The 17,252-nt window shown below is 71.7% G+C and carries 5 protein-coding genes; all 5 read left to right on the top strand.

Going from position 1 to position 17,252, the window contains the following annotated elements; genetic code table 11:
- Positions 1-140: 140 nt before the first annotated feature.
- The 5 genes from ACZ4UV_RS17800 (at position 141) to ACZ4UV_RS17820 (ending at position 17,179) form a co-directional block, all read left to right on the top strand.
- Entirely contained in the window at positions 141-12,233 is a 12,093-nt protein-coding gene (locus ACZ4UV_RS17800) for an amino acid adenylation domain-containing protein (protein WP_451016280.1), read from the top strand.
- A 91-nt stretch (positions 12,234-12,324) separates the two neighbouring features.
- Complete coding sequence (locus ACZ4UV_RS17805; protein WP_351489982.1) at positions 12,325-13,632, top strand: hypothetical protein; 1,308 nt, start codon at positions 12,325-12,327, stop codon at positions 13,630-13,632.
- A gap of 11 nt (positions 13,633-13,643) precedes the next feature.
- Positions 13,644-15,071, top strand: a complete 1,428-nt coding sequence (locus tag ACZ4UV_RS17810; RefSeq protein ID WP_451016279.1) for an MFS transporter — start codon at positions 13,644-13,646, stop codon at positions 15,069-15,071.
- A gap of 51 nt (positions 15,072-15,122) precedes the next feature.
- Positions 15,123-16,331, top strand: coding sequence for an acetyl-CoA C-acetyltransferase (locus tag ACZ4UV_RS17815; protein WP_451016278.1), 1,209 nt, complete (start codon positions 15,123-15,125; stop codon positions 16,329-16,331).
- Entirely contained in the window at positions 16,328-17,179 is an 852-nt protein-coding gene (locus ACZ4UV_RS17820; protein ID WP_467838832.1) for an SCO6745 family protein, read from the top strand. The genes ACZ4UV_RS17815 and ACZ4UV_RS17820 overlap by 4 nt, the downstream gene beginning before the upstream one ends.
- Positions 17,180-17,252 lie beyond the last annotated feature (73 nt).

Genomic DNA, 17,252 nt, shown 5'->3' on the forward strand with positions numbered 1-17,252 from the left:
CGGTGCGTAATCTTCTTGACTGAGCATCAAGTAGAGACACATCATGACCGCGTGTCATCGATGTTGATCGCTCTGCGACTCCGCCACGGGGGAACATCGCTTTGAAGCTCCGCCACGGGGGACCTGAAGGGGGAACAGTGATGCGGACTCTGAACGTGGTTCTGATCGGTAAGGGTGGTGTCCTCGCACGCTGCGGTGAGGCGCTGCTGTCGGCAGGACATCGGATCCGGGCGGTGGTGACCGGCGACGCCGTGGTCCGCGCCTGGGCCGTCAAATCGGGAATCGGCCACCACGACCTCGACGACGCGCTTCTCGACCCGGCCCGGCTGTCGTGCGACGTGCTTCTCAGCATCGGGAACGACGCCCTGATCCCCGAGGCGCTGCTGGCCTGCGCGCATCGGACGAGCGTCAACTACCACTACGGGCCGCTGCCCGAGTACGCCGGACTGAACGCACCCTCCTGGGCCGTCGCCAACCGTGAGAGCGACTACGCCATCACGTGGCACCGGATCGGCGAGCTGGTCGACGGCGGCGACATCCTCAAGCGAATACCGGTGCCGGTCGACCCCGACGAGACCGCGCTGTCGCTGGGCGTGAAGTGCGACGACGCGGCTGTCGCGAGCGTGGCCGAACTGATCGGCGACATCGCCGAAGGCCGTGAGACCGCCGTCCCCCAGGACCTGGCCGCGCGCCGCTACTTCTCCCGGCACACGCAGTTCTCCGCCGAGGGCCTGATCGACTGGGCCCGCGAGGCCGAGGACATCGTCGCCATGGTCCGGGCGACCGACCACGGGCTGTTCGGCTGCCCGCTCGTGTGGCCCAAGGCGAACGTCAACGGGCGCATTCTCGCCGTCCGCGAGGCCCGCGTCGGCGAGGCGTCCCCCGGTGCCGCCCCCGGCGAGGTGCTGACCTGCGACGCGGACGGCCTGAACGTGGCCACGGCCACCGGCGCCGTTCGCCTGATCCGGCTGAGCACGCTGGAGGGCGAGCCGGTCGACACGGACAGCCTCCGGACGGAGAACGCGGTCCGGGCCGGCCTGATCCTCCTGGCTCCCGGCGCCGCGCTCCGGGACGGCATCACCGAGACCGGCACCCGGGCGTCGAAGGCCGCCACCCACTGGCGCAAGCGCCTTGGCGCCGACGCCCACCCGTTCCGCCTGCCCTTCACGCCACAGGCCTCCGGCACCGAGCAGGACGCCGCTCCCGTCGTCGCGCGCTGCGCCGCTCCCGGCGGGGTGTCCGCCCTGGTCGGCCTGGTGAGCACGTACCTGAGCCGGGCGGCCAGGGCGAACGACGTCACTCTCGCCGTCGCCGCGCCCCGCGACGGGATCGACCCCGGCTACCGGGACCTGTTCGCCGCCTGGCTGCCGCTGCGCGCCACGGTCGACCCCGGCCGGACGGTCGCCGACAACCTCCGGTCGGTCGCCGAGGAGTTCCGTCTCGGGCAGGAGAAGGGATGGCTGCGCCGTGACCAGATCGGACGGGACGAGACGCTGCGCCGGCTGTGGGACGCCGGCGACCTGACGCCCGACGTGATGATCTCGTGGGGCGATGCGGCGGAGCCCGCGGACGGCCGGCGCCCGGCGCTGAACCTGGTCGTCCGACCCGACGGCGAGACGGTCGAGTTCCACTTCGACGCCCGGCGTCTGGCCCGCGGCGACGTCGCCCGCCTGGCCGCGCAGATCGGCGGCTGGTGCGACCGCGTACCCGGGCTGGCCGACGAGACCCTGGCCTCCGTCGACATCCTCTCCGCGGCGGAGCGCACGTCGCTGACCGACGCCTTCAACTCCACCGACGACAACACCGTCCTCGGCCACCGCCTGCACACGCTCTTCGAGCAGGCCGCCGAGCGCCACGCCGACAACATCGCAGTGATCTGCGCCGACACGCGGCTGACCTACGGTGATCTCAACAGCCGGGCGAACCGTGTCGCGCACACGTTGATCGAGCGCGGCATCGGCCGCGGCGACCTGGTCGGCATAGCGCTGGACCGCTCGCCCGACGTCGTCGTGGCCGTGCTGGCCGCGCTGAAGACGGGTGCCGCCTATGTGCCGGTCGACCCGGCGTTCCCGGCGGAACGCATCCGCCAGATGATCGACGACGCCGACCCCCGGATCGTCCTCACCCCGGCCGCGGCACCCGCCAACCTCGCCGCGTGGTCGACGCGCTGCCTGAGCATCACGGACGCCGCCGGCGGGCCTGCCGACGGCCACGCCGCCGACCCGGGCGTCGAGGTCGGGGCCGACGACCTCGCCTACGTCATCTACACGTCCGGCACGTCCGGCACGCCCAAGGGCGTGGAGATCAGCCATGGCGCGCTGTGCAACCTGCTGGAGTCCATGCGCCGGGAGCCTGGCTGCGCCGAGACCGACCGGCTGCTGGCGGTCACCACCATCTCCTTCGACATCGCGGTCCTGGAACTGTTCCTGCCGCTGCTCAGCGGGGCCGCCACGGTCATCGCCCAGGCCCACGAGACGGTCGACGCGAACGCGCTGATCGGCCTGATGGAGCGGCACGGGGTCACGATGATGCAGGGCACGCCGGCGACCTGGCAGCTGCTGCTGGACGCGGGCTGGCAGGGCGACCCGCGCCTGGGCAAGATCCTGTGCGGGGGCGAGGCCCTGCCGCGCGCACTGGCCGACCGCCTGCTCGGCTGCGGCGACGCCGTCTGGAACCTCTACGGGCCCACCGAGACCACCGTCTGGTCCAGCGTCTGGCGGGTGGAGCCGGAGGGCGATGTCGTCATCGGCCGGCCGGTGGCCAACACCCAGCTCCACGTCCTGGACGAGAACCTCGCGCCGGTGCCGCCCGGCTTCCCCGGAGAACTGTGCATCGGCGGTGCCGGCGTGGCACACGGCTACCACGCCGCCCCCGAGCAGACCCGGGCCCGCTTCGTCCCCGACCCGTTCCGCGCCGGCAACACGCTGTACCGCACCGGCGACCTGGCCCGGTTCGTCGCACCCGGCGCGCTGCGCGTGCTCGGCCGCAACGACAGCCAGCTGAAGCTCCGCGGCCACCGCATCGAACTGGGCGACATCGAGGCGACGCTGACCGCCCACGACGACGTCGCCCGCGCGGTCGTCGTCGGCCGCGACGACCAACTGGTCGCCTACTGCGTCCGCGAGGCCGCCGCGCCCACCGGGTCCGCCCACGACGAGGAGGTACAGCGCGCCGCGCTGGCCGAGTGGGCCGGCGCCTGGGACCGCGCCTACGAGTCCGACGCCGACGACGCCACCTTCAACCTGGCAGGCTGGCGCAACAGCTACGACGGTCTGCCGTTCTCCGCGGCCGAGATGCGTGACTGGCAGCGCGGTTCGGTCGACCGCATCCTGTCCTACGCGCCCCAGCGCGTGTTCGAGGTCGGCTTCGGCACCGGCCTGATGATGTTCGCCGTCGCGCCGCACTGCACCGCGTACCACGCGGTGGACGCCTCGGCCCAGGCCGTCGAGGTCACCCGGCACCACCTGCAGTCGCTGCCGAACGTCACGTGCGAGCACCGCCCGGCGCACGACCTGCCGGCCGTGGCCGCCGGCTCCTTCGACACCGTGATCGTCAACTCGGTGGCCCAGTACTTCCCGAGCGTCGACTACCTGACCTCGGTGCTGGAGTGGGCGACCACCGCGGTGACGGACGGGCGGGTGTTCCTCGGTGACATCCGCGACCTGTCGCTGCTGCGCATGTTCCATGCCGACGTGATCCAGTTCCGCCACGACGACCTCGCGCTCGAGGAGGTGGCCCGCCGCGTCGAACGCGCGGTGCGGGCCGAGCGCGAACTCGTCGTCGCGCAGGACTACTTCGCCGACCTCCCCGCCCTCTTCCCGCAGATCACCCGCGTCGACGTCATGCTGCGCAACGGCCGGTACGTCAACGAGATGACCCGCTACCGCTACGACGTGACGCTCCACATCGGCGGCGGCCCGCAGGCGCAGGCCGCCGGCACCGAGCTCGACTGGCGGACCGAGTCGCTCGAGATCGCCGCCCTGCCCGCGCTGCTCGCCGGCCTCGACGGCGGGCCGCTGCGCCTGACCGACGTGTCCAACGGCCGGCTCGCCGAGGTGCCCGATCCCGTCGGGGCTCTCGGCGAGGCGACGGAACCGTACGCCCTCCCGGTGGATCCCCGTGACCTCACCGAGATCGCCCAGGAGGCCGGACTGGAGTGCGCGCTGCTCCCCAGCCGCTCCGGTGACAAGTGGACCTTCGACGCGGTGTTCTGGCGCCCGGGCATGACGCCGGACCTGAGCCTGCGCCCGGCCGCCGCCACCGACCGCGCCACCCTGGCCCGGTACGCGAACGTGCCCGCGGCGGGCGAGCCGGCGAAGGAGCCGATGGGCCGCCTCCTTCGCCCCTGGCTGGCCGAGCGGCTGCCCGCGTACATGGTGCCGGCGTTCTTCGTCGAGCTCGACGAGTTCCCGCTCACCCCCAACGGCAAGATCGACCGCAACGCCCTGCCGAGCCCGGTCACCGACGCCGGAGCCATGGCCAAGCCCGCCAACGAGCTGGAGCGGGACATCCTCGCGATCTGGTCGGACGTACTGGGCCACGACCGTATCGGCGTCAACCAGAACTTCTTCGAGATCGGCGGTGACTCCCTGCGCGTGGTCCGCGTCCAGACCCGCCTGGAGAAGGTGCTGGGCCGGCCGGTCTCCTCGGCCAAGCTCTTCGAGCACTTCACCGTCAAGGCCCTGGCGGCGCACCTCGCCGGCGCCCGGACCGGCCCGACGCAGATCCCGTCGAGCCGCCGGGCGGAGGACGAGCCCATCGCCATCATCGGCATGGCCTGCCGGCTTCCCGGCGACGTGAGCAGCCCGGAGGAGCTGTGGGACCTGCTGGAGCGCGGGGCCGACGGCATCACCGAGGTGCCCGCCGACCGATGGGACGCCGACGCGATCTACGACCCCGACCCGGACGTGCGCGGCAAGTCGGTGACCCGCCGCGGGGGCTTCCTCGCCACGCCGATCGACATGTTCGACGCGTCGTTCTACGGCATCGCGCCGCGCGAGGCGCACGCGATGGATCCGCTCCAGCGGCTGATGCTGGAGACGACGTGGGAGGCGTTCGAACGCGCGGGCTACACGCTCGACCAGCTGCGCGGAAGCCAGACCGCCACGTACATCGGCGTCGGCAAGAACTCCTCGTACCAGGAGTACGGCATCACCACCGGCGGTTCCATAGCCGACCTGGACGGGTACGTGGGTACGGGCTCCGCGCTCGCGACCGCGTCCGGCCGGATCTCCCATGTGTTCGGCCTCGAAGGCCCCACCATCACGATCGACACGGCCTGTTCGTCGTCCCTGGTGACCACTCACCTCGCGGCCAACGCGCTGCGTGACGGCGAGTGCGACCTGGCGGTTTCCGGCGGCGCGACCATCCTGCTCACGTCCAACATGAACGTCGAGTTCAGCCGGCTGCGCGGGATGTCGCCCGACGGGCTGTGCCGGTCGTTCTCCGCCGACAACGACGGGACCGGATGGAGCGAGGGCGTCGCCGTCGTCATCCTGAAGCGGCTCTCCGACGCGCAACGCGACGGCGACACCGTCCATGCCGTCCTGCGCGGCACCGCCGTCAACCACGACGGCCACGCGGCGAGCCTGACCACACCCAGCGGACCCGCTCAGCAGAAGGTCATCCGCGCCGCTCTCGGCGCGTCCGGGCTGCAGCCGAAGGACATCGACTACCTGGAGGCCCACGGCACCGGCACCCGCCTCGGCGACCCCATCGAGGGCACCGCCCTCGGCGAGGTCTTCGGCGGCAGTCACCCCGATGAACCGCTGTGGGTCGGCTCGGTCAAGTCGAACCTCAGCCACACCCAGGCGGCCGCCGGCCTGGCGGGTGTGATGAAGGTCGTCCTGTCCATGCGGCACAACGTGATTCCGCGCACCCTGCACGTCTCCGAAGCCACCCCGGACGTGGACTGGGCAGGCGCGAACATGGCCCTCGCCGTGGAGCCGCAGCCGTGGCTGCCGAAGGACCGGCCGCGCCGCGCCGGCGTGAGCTCCTTCGGCATCGGCGGCACCAACGCACACGTCGTCGTGGAGGAACCGCCGGCGCCCCTCCCGTCGGACAGGCCCGCGGCGCAGCCGCCGTCCACGCTGCCGTTCGTGGTGTCCGGGTCCACCGACGCCGCCCTGCGTGCGCAGGCCGAGGCGCTGCACCAGTACGTGGGCATGAACATCCAGGACCGGCTCCTCGACCTGGCGCATTCGCTGGCCACCACCCGCAGCCACTTCCGCAAGCGGCTCGTGGTGATGGCGAAGGACAGGTCCGAGCTGCTGGACAAACTCGGTTCCTTCGCCCGCAGCGGGGAGACCCCGCCGGGCGCCGCGCGCACCGGTGACAGCGCCGAGGAGCAGCGCCTGGCCCTGCTGTTCACCGGGCAGGGCAGTCAACGGGTCGGCATGGGCAGGGATCTGTACGAGACCCATCCGGTGTTCCGCGCCGCGCTCGACGAGATCGCCGCCCGCTTCACCGAACTGGACCGTCCGCTGCTCGACGTCATGTGGGCCGAGGAGGGGACCGCCGACGCCGCGCTGCTCGACCGGACCGACTTCACCCAGCCGGCCCTCTTCGCGCTGGAGGTGGCGCTGTGGCGGCTGTGGGAGAGCTGGGGCGTGCGGCCGCAGCTGCTCCTGGGCCACAGCATCGGTGAACTGGCCGCCGCGCACGTCGCCGGCGTCTTCGACCTGGCCGACGCGTCCCGTCTGGTGGCCGCCCGGGGCCGCCTGATGCAGGCGCTGCCCAGCCGCGGCGCGATGGCTTCGATCGAGGCCGGTGCCGCCGAGGCCGAGGCCGCGGTGCGGGAGCTGGACCTGACCGGCAGCATCGATCTGGCCGGCCTCAACACCCCGACACAGACCGTCGTCTCCGGCGACGCCGACGCCGTGCGGGCCCTGGCGGCGCACTTCGCCGACCGGGGACACCGGGTCAAGGAACTGACGGTGTCGCACGCGTTCCACTCGCACCACATGGACGCCATGCTGTCCGGCTTCCAGGCGGTCGCCGAGACCGTGACATACCGTCCCCCGGCGATCCCGCTGGTCAGCAGTCTCACCGGAGCCCTGGCCACGCCGGGCGAGCTCGAGCAGGCCGCCTACTGGGTGCGCCAGGTGCGCCACGCGGTGCGCTTCAGCGACGGCATCGCGACCCTGCACCGCGAGGGCGTCACCACCTTCCTGGAGCTCGGTCCGCAGCCGGTGCTCTCCGGCATGGGCGTGGCGTGCCTGGCCGACGAGACCGACGTCGCGTGGCTGCCGTCGCTGGCCGCGGGCAAGGACGGCTCCGCCGTCGTCCGGCGCAGCCTCGCCGACCTGCACGTGAGGGGCGTGCCGGTCGACTGGCGCGGCTGGTTCGGGCCCTTCGGCGGTGAGCGGGTCGCCCTGCCCACCTACGCCTTCCAGCGTGAGCGCTTCTGGTTCGAGCCGTCGACGCCCCGCACGGTCGGCGCCGGTCTGGACGACACCGACCACCCGCTGCTGGGCGGCGCCGTGCGGATCGCCGGCACCGGGACGGCGGTGTTCACGACCGTGGTGGCGCCCGAGGAGCCGGCGTGGGTGCAGGACCACCAGATCATGGGCACCGTCCTGATGCCGGGGACCGCGTACATCGAGGCGATGCGCTCGGCCGCCGACGCCACCGCACCCGGCGAATGGGACGTGGCCGACGTCGACTTCCTGTATCCGATGGTGTTCGCCGGCGGCGCGCCCGCCCGCCTGCAGGTCGTCGTGGGGGAGGAGTCCGAGGGCGCCCGGCCGGTCCAGGTGTACAGCGCACCGGACCGCAGGGACGGCGAGTGGCTGCTGCATGCCGAGGGCCGGATCGTGCCCGCGAAGCCCGTCACGGCGGACGCCGTGGTGCTGCCGCCGCCCGGCGCCGAGCGGCTCGACATCTCCGCGCTCTACGCCGAACTGGACGCCGTCGGCTACGAGTTCGGCCCGGTGTTCCGGGGCATACGGGAGGCGTGGCAGGCCGACGGAGTGGTGTGGGCCCGGGCGGCCCTGCCCGAGGACGCCGCGCACACCGCCCGCAGCTACGTCCTGCACCCGGCTCTGCTGGACTCGGCGATGCAGTCGCAGCTCTTCAGCATGCGGATGCAGAACACGAACCCCGAGGACGTCCTCGTGCCGTTCGAGGCGGAACGCCTGTCGATACGGGAGAAGGGCCTGGCCGAAGTATGGGTCCGGGTCGCCGAGTTCGAGATGGGCGACGGCGAGTTCCACGCGTCCCTGGACCTCTTCGACTCCGCCGGCGAGAACGTCGGCCGGCTGGAGCGGATGCACGCCCGGCGAGTCGACCGCGCGGTGCTGCGAAGGCTGGCCGCGGAAGGCGTGGACCGGCTCCGGTTCGAGGTGAACTGGCGGCCGGCCGACACCGAGAAGGTGGAGATCGGCGGCTCCTGGGGCCTGCTGTCGCCGGGCGGTGACGTGCCCTGGGCGACAGAGGTGAAGAGGGCGTTGAGCCGGGCCGGTGTCCAGGCGTTCAAGGTGCGCGACCTGGAGGACGCCGAGGAGCTCGACGGCGTCATCTGCCTGTGGGACGCCGGCAAGGACCCCCTGGCCGGGGCGCACACGCTGTCCGCCGCGGCACTCGGCCAGCTCCACACCGCGGCCGAGACCGGGTTCGCTCCGCCGTTGGTGTGGCTGACCCGCCGCGCGGTGGGTGTCAACGCCGACGACATGGCCTCCGGGCTCGGCGCGGGTCCGCTGTGGGGCCTGATGCGCACCGCCCGCAGCGAGCACCCCGACCTCGCGCTGCGCCTGGTCGACCTCGGCGACGAGGACGCCGATCTGGCCGCTCTCGCCCCGGCGCTGATGATCTCCGACGAACCGGAGTGCGTGCTGCGGCACGGCGAGGTACTCGTCCCGCATCTCGAGCGGGTCGGCGCCTCGGGCGAGCTGACCCTGCCCCCGGAGGGCCGCTGGCAGCTGGAGATCGCCGCCAAGGGCCGTCTGGACCAGCCGCTGTCGGTGCGCCGGGTGACCCCGAAGCCGCTGGCGGCGGGCATGATCAGGGCCGACGTGAAGGCCGCCGGGGTGAACTTCCTGGACGTGCTCAACGCGCTCGGCATGGTCGAACTCCCGGTGTTCGGCATGGAGTTCTCCGGTGTGGTCACCGAGGTCGGGGCCGGTGTCAAGGACGTCAGGGTGGGCGACCGGGTACTGGGCCTCGGCCAGGGCTCGTTCGCCGCGGAGGTCGTCACCGACGCGCGCTGGGTGGTCCGCGTCCCGGAGAACCTCACGTTCGAGGAGGCCGCGACCATCCCGATGACGTTCCTGTCGGCGTGGTTCGGCCTGCACGACCTGGGCGCGCTGAAGCCGGGCGAGCGGGTGCTGGTCCACGCCGCGGCGGGCGGCGTCGGCATGGCAGCCGTCCAGCTGGCGCGACTGCACGGCGCCGAGGTGTACGGCACTGCCAGCGAGCCGAAGTGGGCGGCGCTGCGCGAGATGGGGCTGGACGACGACCACATCGCGTCCTCCCGCGATCTGGGCTTCGTCGAGTCGTTCGGCCGCACCGCGCCCGGACGCGGCTTCGACGTCGTACTGAACTCGCTCGCCGACGAGTTCATCGACGCGAGCCTCGGCATGCTGGGCGAGGGCGGACGCTTCCTGGAACTCGGCAAGATCGACCTGCGGGAGCAGTCGTGGGTGGACGAGAACCACCCCGGCGTGACGTACCGCGTCTACCACCTGCTCGAGGCGAGTCCGGACCGGATGCACGCAATGCTGGTGTCGCTGGCCGAACTGTTCGCGGCGGGCAAGCTCACGCCACTTCCGGTGCGCACCTTCCCGATCACGGCCACGTCCGACGCGCTCCGCTTCATGGCCCAGGCACGGCACGTGGGCAAGGTGGTGCTGATACCCACCGAGCAGAAGGAGTTCATCCGGCCGGGCGGATCGGTGCTGGTCACCGGTGGCGTCGGGGGCCTGGGCCGGCAGGTCGCCACCTGGCTGGCGGAGGCCCACGGGGTGCGCGACTTCGTGCTCACCTCGCGGCGCGGCCCGGACACCCCTGGCGCGGACGCGCTGGTGGCCGGCCTGGAGGAGCTCGGCGCGACCGCCACGGTGGTGGCCGTCGACTCCGCCGACGCGGACGGCATGGCCTCGGTGCTGGCCCTGTTCGACGCCGACCGTCCGCTGCGCGGTGTGGTCCACGCGGCCGGTGTGCTCGACGACGGTGCTCTGTCGGCGCTGACGCCCGAACGGCTGGACACCGTCTTCTCACCGAAGGTGGACGGGGCCTGGCACCTGCACGGGCTGACGCGCGATCTCGACCTGGACTTCTTCCTGCTCTTCTCCTCGATCTCCGACATCCTGGGGGCGCCGGGCCAGGGCAACTACGCGGCGGCCAACGCCTTCCTGGACTCGCTCGCGTACCTGCGCCGGGCCCAGGGCCTGCCGGCCACCTCGGTGGCCTGGGGGCCGTGGGAGGGCGAGGGCATGGCCGCGACGCTCAGCGAACGGGACCGGGCCCGGATCAGCCGCACCGGCATGGACGCGCTCTCGCCCCAGGACGGCCTGGAACTGCTGGAGGAGACGGTGCGCAGCGGCCGCCCGCTGACCGTGGCGGCCGCACTGGACCTCACCGGGATCCAGAGCTACTACGAGGACCAGGGCGGCGTACCCCCGCTGCTGCGCTCGTTGCTGAGCAGCCACGGTGGCGGCGGCGCCCGCACCAAGGGCGACGGCGGTGCGGGTCTGCGCAGGCTGCTCGGCCAGACCGCCCCGGCCGAGCAGGAGTCGGTCGTGCTGGACATGGTCCGCGAGGGCGTGGCCAGGACGCTGGGCTTCGCCTCGATGAACGACGTGGACCCCGGCCTGCCGCTGCAGGACCTCGGCATCGACTCGCTGACCGCCGTCCTGATGCGCAACCAGCTCGCGGACATGACCGGCCTCGCGTTGCCGGCGAAGATCGCGCTGGACCGTCCGAACCTGAAGTCGCTGGCTCAGTTCCTGCTGGAGAAACTGCTGGAGCGTGGCCTGGACGCGCCGACGGAGGCGGCCGTCTCCACCGGTGAGGACACCGCCGGACCGGCCGGTGCGGCGGACACGGACAACGCGTCCGGTCTCGACATGGCGCCGGTACGCAAGGGTTACCTGGACCCGACGCTGCGGTTCGACAACTGCCGAGGCGAGCTGGGACGTCCGGAGTCCGTGTTCCTCACCGGCGCCACGGGCTTCGTCGGCGCCTTCCTCCTGCGCGAACTGCTGGCCGCCGGCGTCGCCACGCACTGCCTGGTGCGGGCCGACGACCAGGAGACCGCCACGCGGCGGCTGACCGGTGTGCTGTCGAGCTACGGCATGTGGCAGGACGGCTTCGCGTCGCTGCTGCATCCGGTGGTGGGCGACCTGTCCCAGCCGCTGTTCGGGCTGACGGGCGAGGCGTTCGGCCGGCTCGCCGACGAGGTCGACGCGGTGTGCCACTCCGGCGCCCTCGTGGACTGGGTGCGGCCCCTGAGCGAGTACATCGGCCCGAACGTGGTCGGTGTGCACGAGTCCCTGCGGCTGGCGTCGACGGGCCGCGGCAAGGCGGTGCACGTCATGTCGACCTTCGGGACCCTGCCGCGCTACCTCGGGTACGAGGTCACGCCGGACGAGATGGAGTACGGCTACGTCACCTCCAAGTGGATGGCGGAGCAGATGGTGACCGCGGCACGCTGGCGCGGCGCCAAGGCCTCGGTGTACCGGCTGCCGTTCGTGGGGCCGTCCGCCGCGACCGGCCACTTCCGGCTCGACCGGGGCGACTTCCTGCACAACCTGGTCGCCGGCAGCATGGCCCTGGGGTGCTTCCCGAGCACGGGCGCCAGTCTCACGGCTGTCCTGCCGGTCGACCATCTGTCCCGGACCATCACCGCGATCATGCTCGAGGAGCGGGACCGCATCGGCCGGGACTACGACTTCGTCAACGCCGGGGCGCCGAGCTTCGACCGCTTCTTCGAGATGGTCGGCGCGGTGACGGGCACCGGTGAACTGGTGCCGTTCGACGAGTGGAAGCAGCGGGCCCTGGCCTTCGCGGCCGCGGACACCACGAGTGCGCTGGCCCGGATCGCCGCACTCGTGGACGGACTGACGCCGGACAACCTGACGCTCACGTTCGGGGCCGGCCTCGCCGGCGAGCACGTGCTGGGCGGCGACGACCACCCCGCGGCGCCGTTCGACGAACAGTTCGTCGAGAGGTACGTCCACCGCATCATCGCCTCCGACGAGGCGGCCGCCAGGACACACGGCCCCGTCGGGGCGTGACGACACCGGTCACGGGTGGGACCGCCCCGGCGCGGGCGGTTCCACCCGTGCCCTGGGACCGACACCCGGATCGACAGGAGAGTGGAACGGCATGAGTGCAGAATCCGAGCAGGAACCCACCGTGACGGGCACCTACCAGCCCAGCGGGACGTTCCTGCACACGTCCGCCGGCGCGCACGCCGAGAAGTTGATGCCGGTTCTGGACAAGTACCCGGTCGACGCCGGGGAGGTGGAGTCGCGGCTGCCGCCGAAGCGCGTGCTCAACCCCAGCTGCTTCTATCCGGACACGACCCCCACCGTCGTCGAGCAGATGAACCTCGACGACGGCCTCGCCGACAACCTGGCCCGGCAGCTGCGGTGCCAGGCCGTCATCCAGGAGAGCTTCGCCGAGGCCTCGATCGGCAACTACTTCCCGCTGTCGACGATGTTCGAGAACTGCGTGCTGTTCATACCGTCGGCCAAACGCTTCTACGACCTGAACCAGGAGATCGTCCACAAGCACTTCCCCGAGGTCGAGACCGCGGTGGTCAACGCCTTCGTGGTCACCGCGAACAAGCGCTCCTACGGCACCCACTCGGCCAGCGGCATCGCGCTGCAGATCCCGTCGCTGGTGAAGAAGCGGCTCGGTTTCCCCACCGAGTACCGCAGCTTCCACACCGCGGTGACACCGACCCCGCTCGACCGGCAGCCCTTCGTGATCTTCGAAGAGGCCGAGGTCGAGGCGCCGAACCTGCAGTTCGCGTACGAGAAGATCATGGAACACGGCGTGGACAAGGAGGAGAAGGCCGCCGTCGACAAGGCCCTCTACCTGTTCCTGGAGGGCAAGCTCTCCGAGATCGACCTGCCGACCGTGCGCGACTTCCTGATGGCCAAGTACTGGGAGAAGCGGTACGCCGACACGCCGTCTCCCGGCTACTACTGCGACTCGCGGGTCGGCGACGCGCTGGTCTTCGACAACTACCGGGCCCACGGCGACGGCACGCTGCCCGGTTCGCCGAAGGACCGGCTGACGATCGACTTCCGCTGCTTCAACAAGGTGCACTACCCGCCGGGCATGTCCAGCGGCCTCGACTTCATCGTCGACCCGGACGAACGCGACTACCAGATCACCCGCAAACGGGACTCCATCGACTTCCTGCTGACCACGCTGGGGTACGAGGGCATCGACGAGTTCCTGTACCTCGTGTTCGGCACCCGGAACACCGAACACATCAACCCCTTCGGGCTGATGACCGACCTTCAGTTCGGTGTGTACAACAAGTCCGAGTACCACCTGCTGGACCAGAACCTCGACGCTCACTACGAGCGTGTGGAGCAGCTGTACGACAAGATCGAACGAGACGGCGAGTACGTCCTGCCCGACCGAGCGAAGCAGCGCCTCCAGGCGCTCGCCCAGTAGGGGGACGCAGCATGTCGGACAACACGGTGGTCGCGCGCGACGCCGAGACGTCGTCGCGCGGACTGCTCGCCGTTCTGTTGACCGGGGTGTTCATCGCGATCCTCGACGTCGCCATCGCCAACGTGGCGGCACCCAGCATCGGCACCGACCTGCACGCCAGCGGCGCCGAGCTGCAGCTCGTCGTCGCCGGCTACATCATCACCTACGCCGTGCTGCTGATCACCGGAGCGCGGCTCGGCGACCTCGCCGGCCGCAGGAGGATGTTTCTCACCGGCGCCGCCGTCTTCACGGCGGCGTCGCTCGCCTGCGGCGTGGCATGGACGGCTGTGGCACTGATCGTCTTCCGGTTCGTGCAGGGTGCCGGGGCCGCGTTGATGGTGCCGCAGGTGCTCAGCCTCATCCAGCTGAACTTCGCGGGCACCGCTCGGGCCAAGGCGCTCAGCGCCTACGCCACGGTGATCGCCGGCGGCGCGATCGTCGGCCAGATCGCCGGTGGTGTTCTGGTCAGTGCCGACATCTTCGGCAGCGAATGGCGGCCGGTGTTCCTGGTCAACGTGCCCATCGGTCTGGTGCTGCTGATCGCCGGAGCGCGCACGCTGCCGAAGGACCCCGGCAATCCGTCCCGCAAGCTCGACCTGCCGGGCCTGGCCACGCTGTCCCTCGCCGTGATCGCGCTGGTGCTGCCGCTGGTCCTCGGGCACGAGCTGGGCTGGCCCGCGTGGACGTGGGTGAGCCTGGTGCTGAGCGTGCTCTTCACGCTGGCCTTCGCCCTGGTCGAAGGCCGGTCGGGCCGGACCGGCGGTTCACCGCTGGTCCCTGGCAAGCTGCTGCGCGCGCCCGGCCTGGCCGCGGGCGCGCTGGCTCTGCTCGCCGCGACCGCGAACTACGGCGGCATCCTCTTCCTGATCGCGTTCTTCGTGCAGCGTGGCCTGGGCCACGGCGCGCTGGCCGCGGGGCTGGTGTTCCTGCCCAGTGCGTGCGCCTTCGGCTTCGCCAGCCTGAACTGGGGCAAGCTGCCCGCGAGATGGCATCGTCTGCTGCCCTCGGCAGGTCTGCTGCTCACCATGCCGGCGCTGGTCGGTCTCGCTCTCGCCATGGACGCCGGTCACCTCTCCGTGTGGATGGAGATCTGCATCCTGCTCTTCGGCCTCGGCATGGGGTCGGCGTTCAGCCCGCTGTTCGCCATCTCGCTCCGGAAGGTGCCACCGGCCAACGCGGCGGACGCCAGCGGCGTGCTGACCACGGTGATGCAGCTCGGCCAGGTCATCGGCGTCGCGGTCTTCGGCTCGGTGCTCCTGAACCTCATGCACGCTCCCTCCGACGCACCGCACGCCGGCTTTGTCACCGCGCTCCTGATGGCCGCCACAGGCGTGCTCGGAGCCGTGATCGCGCTGGGCCTGCCCCACGCGAACAACACTCCCGGGGGGTCGACCAGCTGATCGCCGGGTCCGAGAATCAGAGGACATCAGTCGTCGTCGAGTGGGAGAAACATGTCAGGCTCTGTCATCGTCGGTGGGGTGCGCACGCCGATGGGCCGGCTGCTGGGCTCGCTGAAGGACTTATCCGGGGTTGACCTCGGCGGCCTGGCGATCAGGGGGGCGCTCGAGCGCGTGGGCCTCGCGCCGGAGGCCGTGCAGTACGTGATCATGGGTCAGGCGCTGCAGGCCGGTCAGGGGCAGATCCCGTCGCGTCAGGCCGCGGTCCAGGCCGGCATCCCGATGAGTGTGCCGTCCCTGACCGTCAACAAGGTGTGTCTGTCGGGTCTGGACGCGATCGCCCTGGCCGACCAGCAGATCCGCCTGGGCGAGTTCGACATCGTGGTCGCGGGTGGCATGGAGTCGATGACCAATGCCCCGCACGTGCTGCCCGGTTCCCGCTCCGGCACCAAGTACGGGCCGATCGAGATGCTCGACGTCACGGCGCACGACGGTCTCACCGATCCCTTCGACCAGGTCCTCATGGGTGCCCTGACCGACCTGCACAGCGCGAAGGCCGGCATCTCCCGCGAGGACCAGGACGCGTTCTCCGCGCGCTCGCACCGGCGCGCCGCCGCCGCGATCAGCAGCGGCCGCTTCGCCGAGGAGGTCGTGCCGGTCGAGGTCCCGCAGCGCAAGGGCGATCCGGTCGTGGTCGGCACCGACGAGGGCGTGCGGCCGGACACCACGGCCGAGGGACTGGCGAAGCTCCGCCCCGCGTTCGGCGCGGACGGCACCATCACCGCCGCTTCGGCCTCGCAGATCTCCGACGGCGCATGCGCGGTGGTCGTGATGAGCAAGGCCAGGGCCGAGGAGCTGGGCCTCGAATGGCTGGCCGAGATCGGCGCCCACGGCAACGTGGCCGGTCCGGACAACTCCCTGCTGGCGCAGCCGTCCAACGCGATCAAGCATGCGCTCGGCAAGGAGAACCTGTCGGTCGACGACCTGGACCTCATCGAGATCAACGAGGCGTTCGCGGCGGTCGGCCTGCACTCCGCGCGCGAACTCGGGCTCAGTGACGAGGACATCGAGGCGAAGGTCAACGTCAACGGCGGCGCGATCGCGCTGGGGCACCCGCTCGGCATGTCCGGTGCCCGCCTCGTGCTCACGCTCGCGCTCGAACTCAGGCGGCGCGGTGGCGGCGTCGGTGCCGCGGGGCTGTGCGGTGGCGGCGGCCAGGGCTCCGGTCTGATCGTCCGCGTCCCGGAAGCGGTGGACGCATGAGCGCGCACCCGGCACGGCGGCTCTGGCACAGCCTGGAGACGCTCTACCAGCCGGCGCTGTCCGTGGCGCACACCCGGGACGCCGGGAAGGAACTCGGCCTCCGGGGATTCTGGATGACCCTGCTCGCCTTCCGCTCGGCTCCGCTCGGCGCGGTGGACACCGCGACGGTGGTCGCCACGTTCGGCGGCTTCGCGCCGGAGATGGTGGGCAAGGCCATCCCCGCCGCATGGGCGCTGGTGCCGCCGGCGACGTGCATCGAGCGCCGGAACGCCCTTGCGGGCGAGCTGCTCCGGGAGGCCGGCGTCACCGGCGAGATCGCCGGGCCACTGGTCGCGCGGCTGGCCGGACTGCCGTCGGCGCTCGAGACGACCGGACGCCCGCTCGGTGCCGCCAACGCCGCTCTCCCGCTCCCGGACGACCCGGTCGCGGCACTGTGGCAGCTCGCCAGCACGGTACGGGAACACCGCGGCGACGGGCATCTGGCCGCCTGGGTCGCCGCCGGCGTCACCGGACTCCAGTCCCATCACCTGCTCGTCGCCGACCTCGGTCAGCACGAGATGATGCGCGAACTGCGGGGCTGGACACCGGAGGAGTGGTCCGAGGCGGCCGAGGCGCTGGTCGCCCGCGGCCTGCTGGACGCCGATTCCGGTGCCCTCACCACAGCGGGCCGGGAACTGCGCGACAAGGTGGAGCGGCAGACGGACGAGCTGTCCTGGTCGGGAGGCCTGTCCGTGCTGGGCGAGGAGGGCGTGGACAAGATCTGCGCGGAACTCGCCCCGCTGGCGAGTTCGGTCCGCGCCTCCGGCCTGGCGCCCCTGTTCACCCTGCTCGCGGGCAGCGAGGCCTGAGGCACCGCTCCGGCCACGCGGGCGGCGCGGCACTCTTCCCGGGTGTCGCGCCGCCCATCGTTCGCCGGGGCCG

This window comes from Streptomyces sp. NPDC028289 (genome assembly GCF_055565975.1).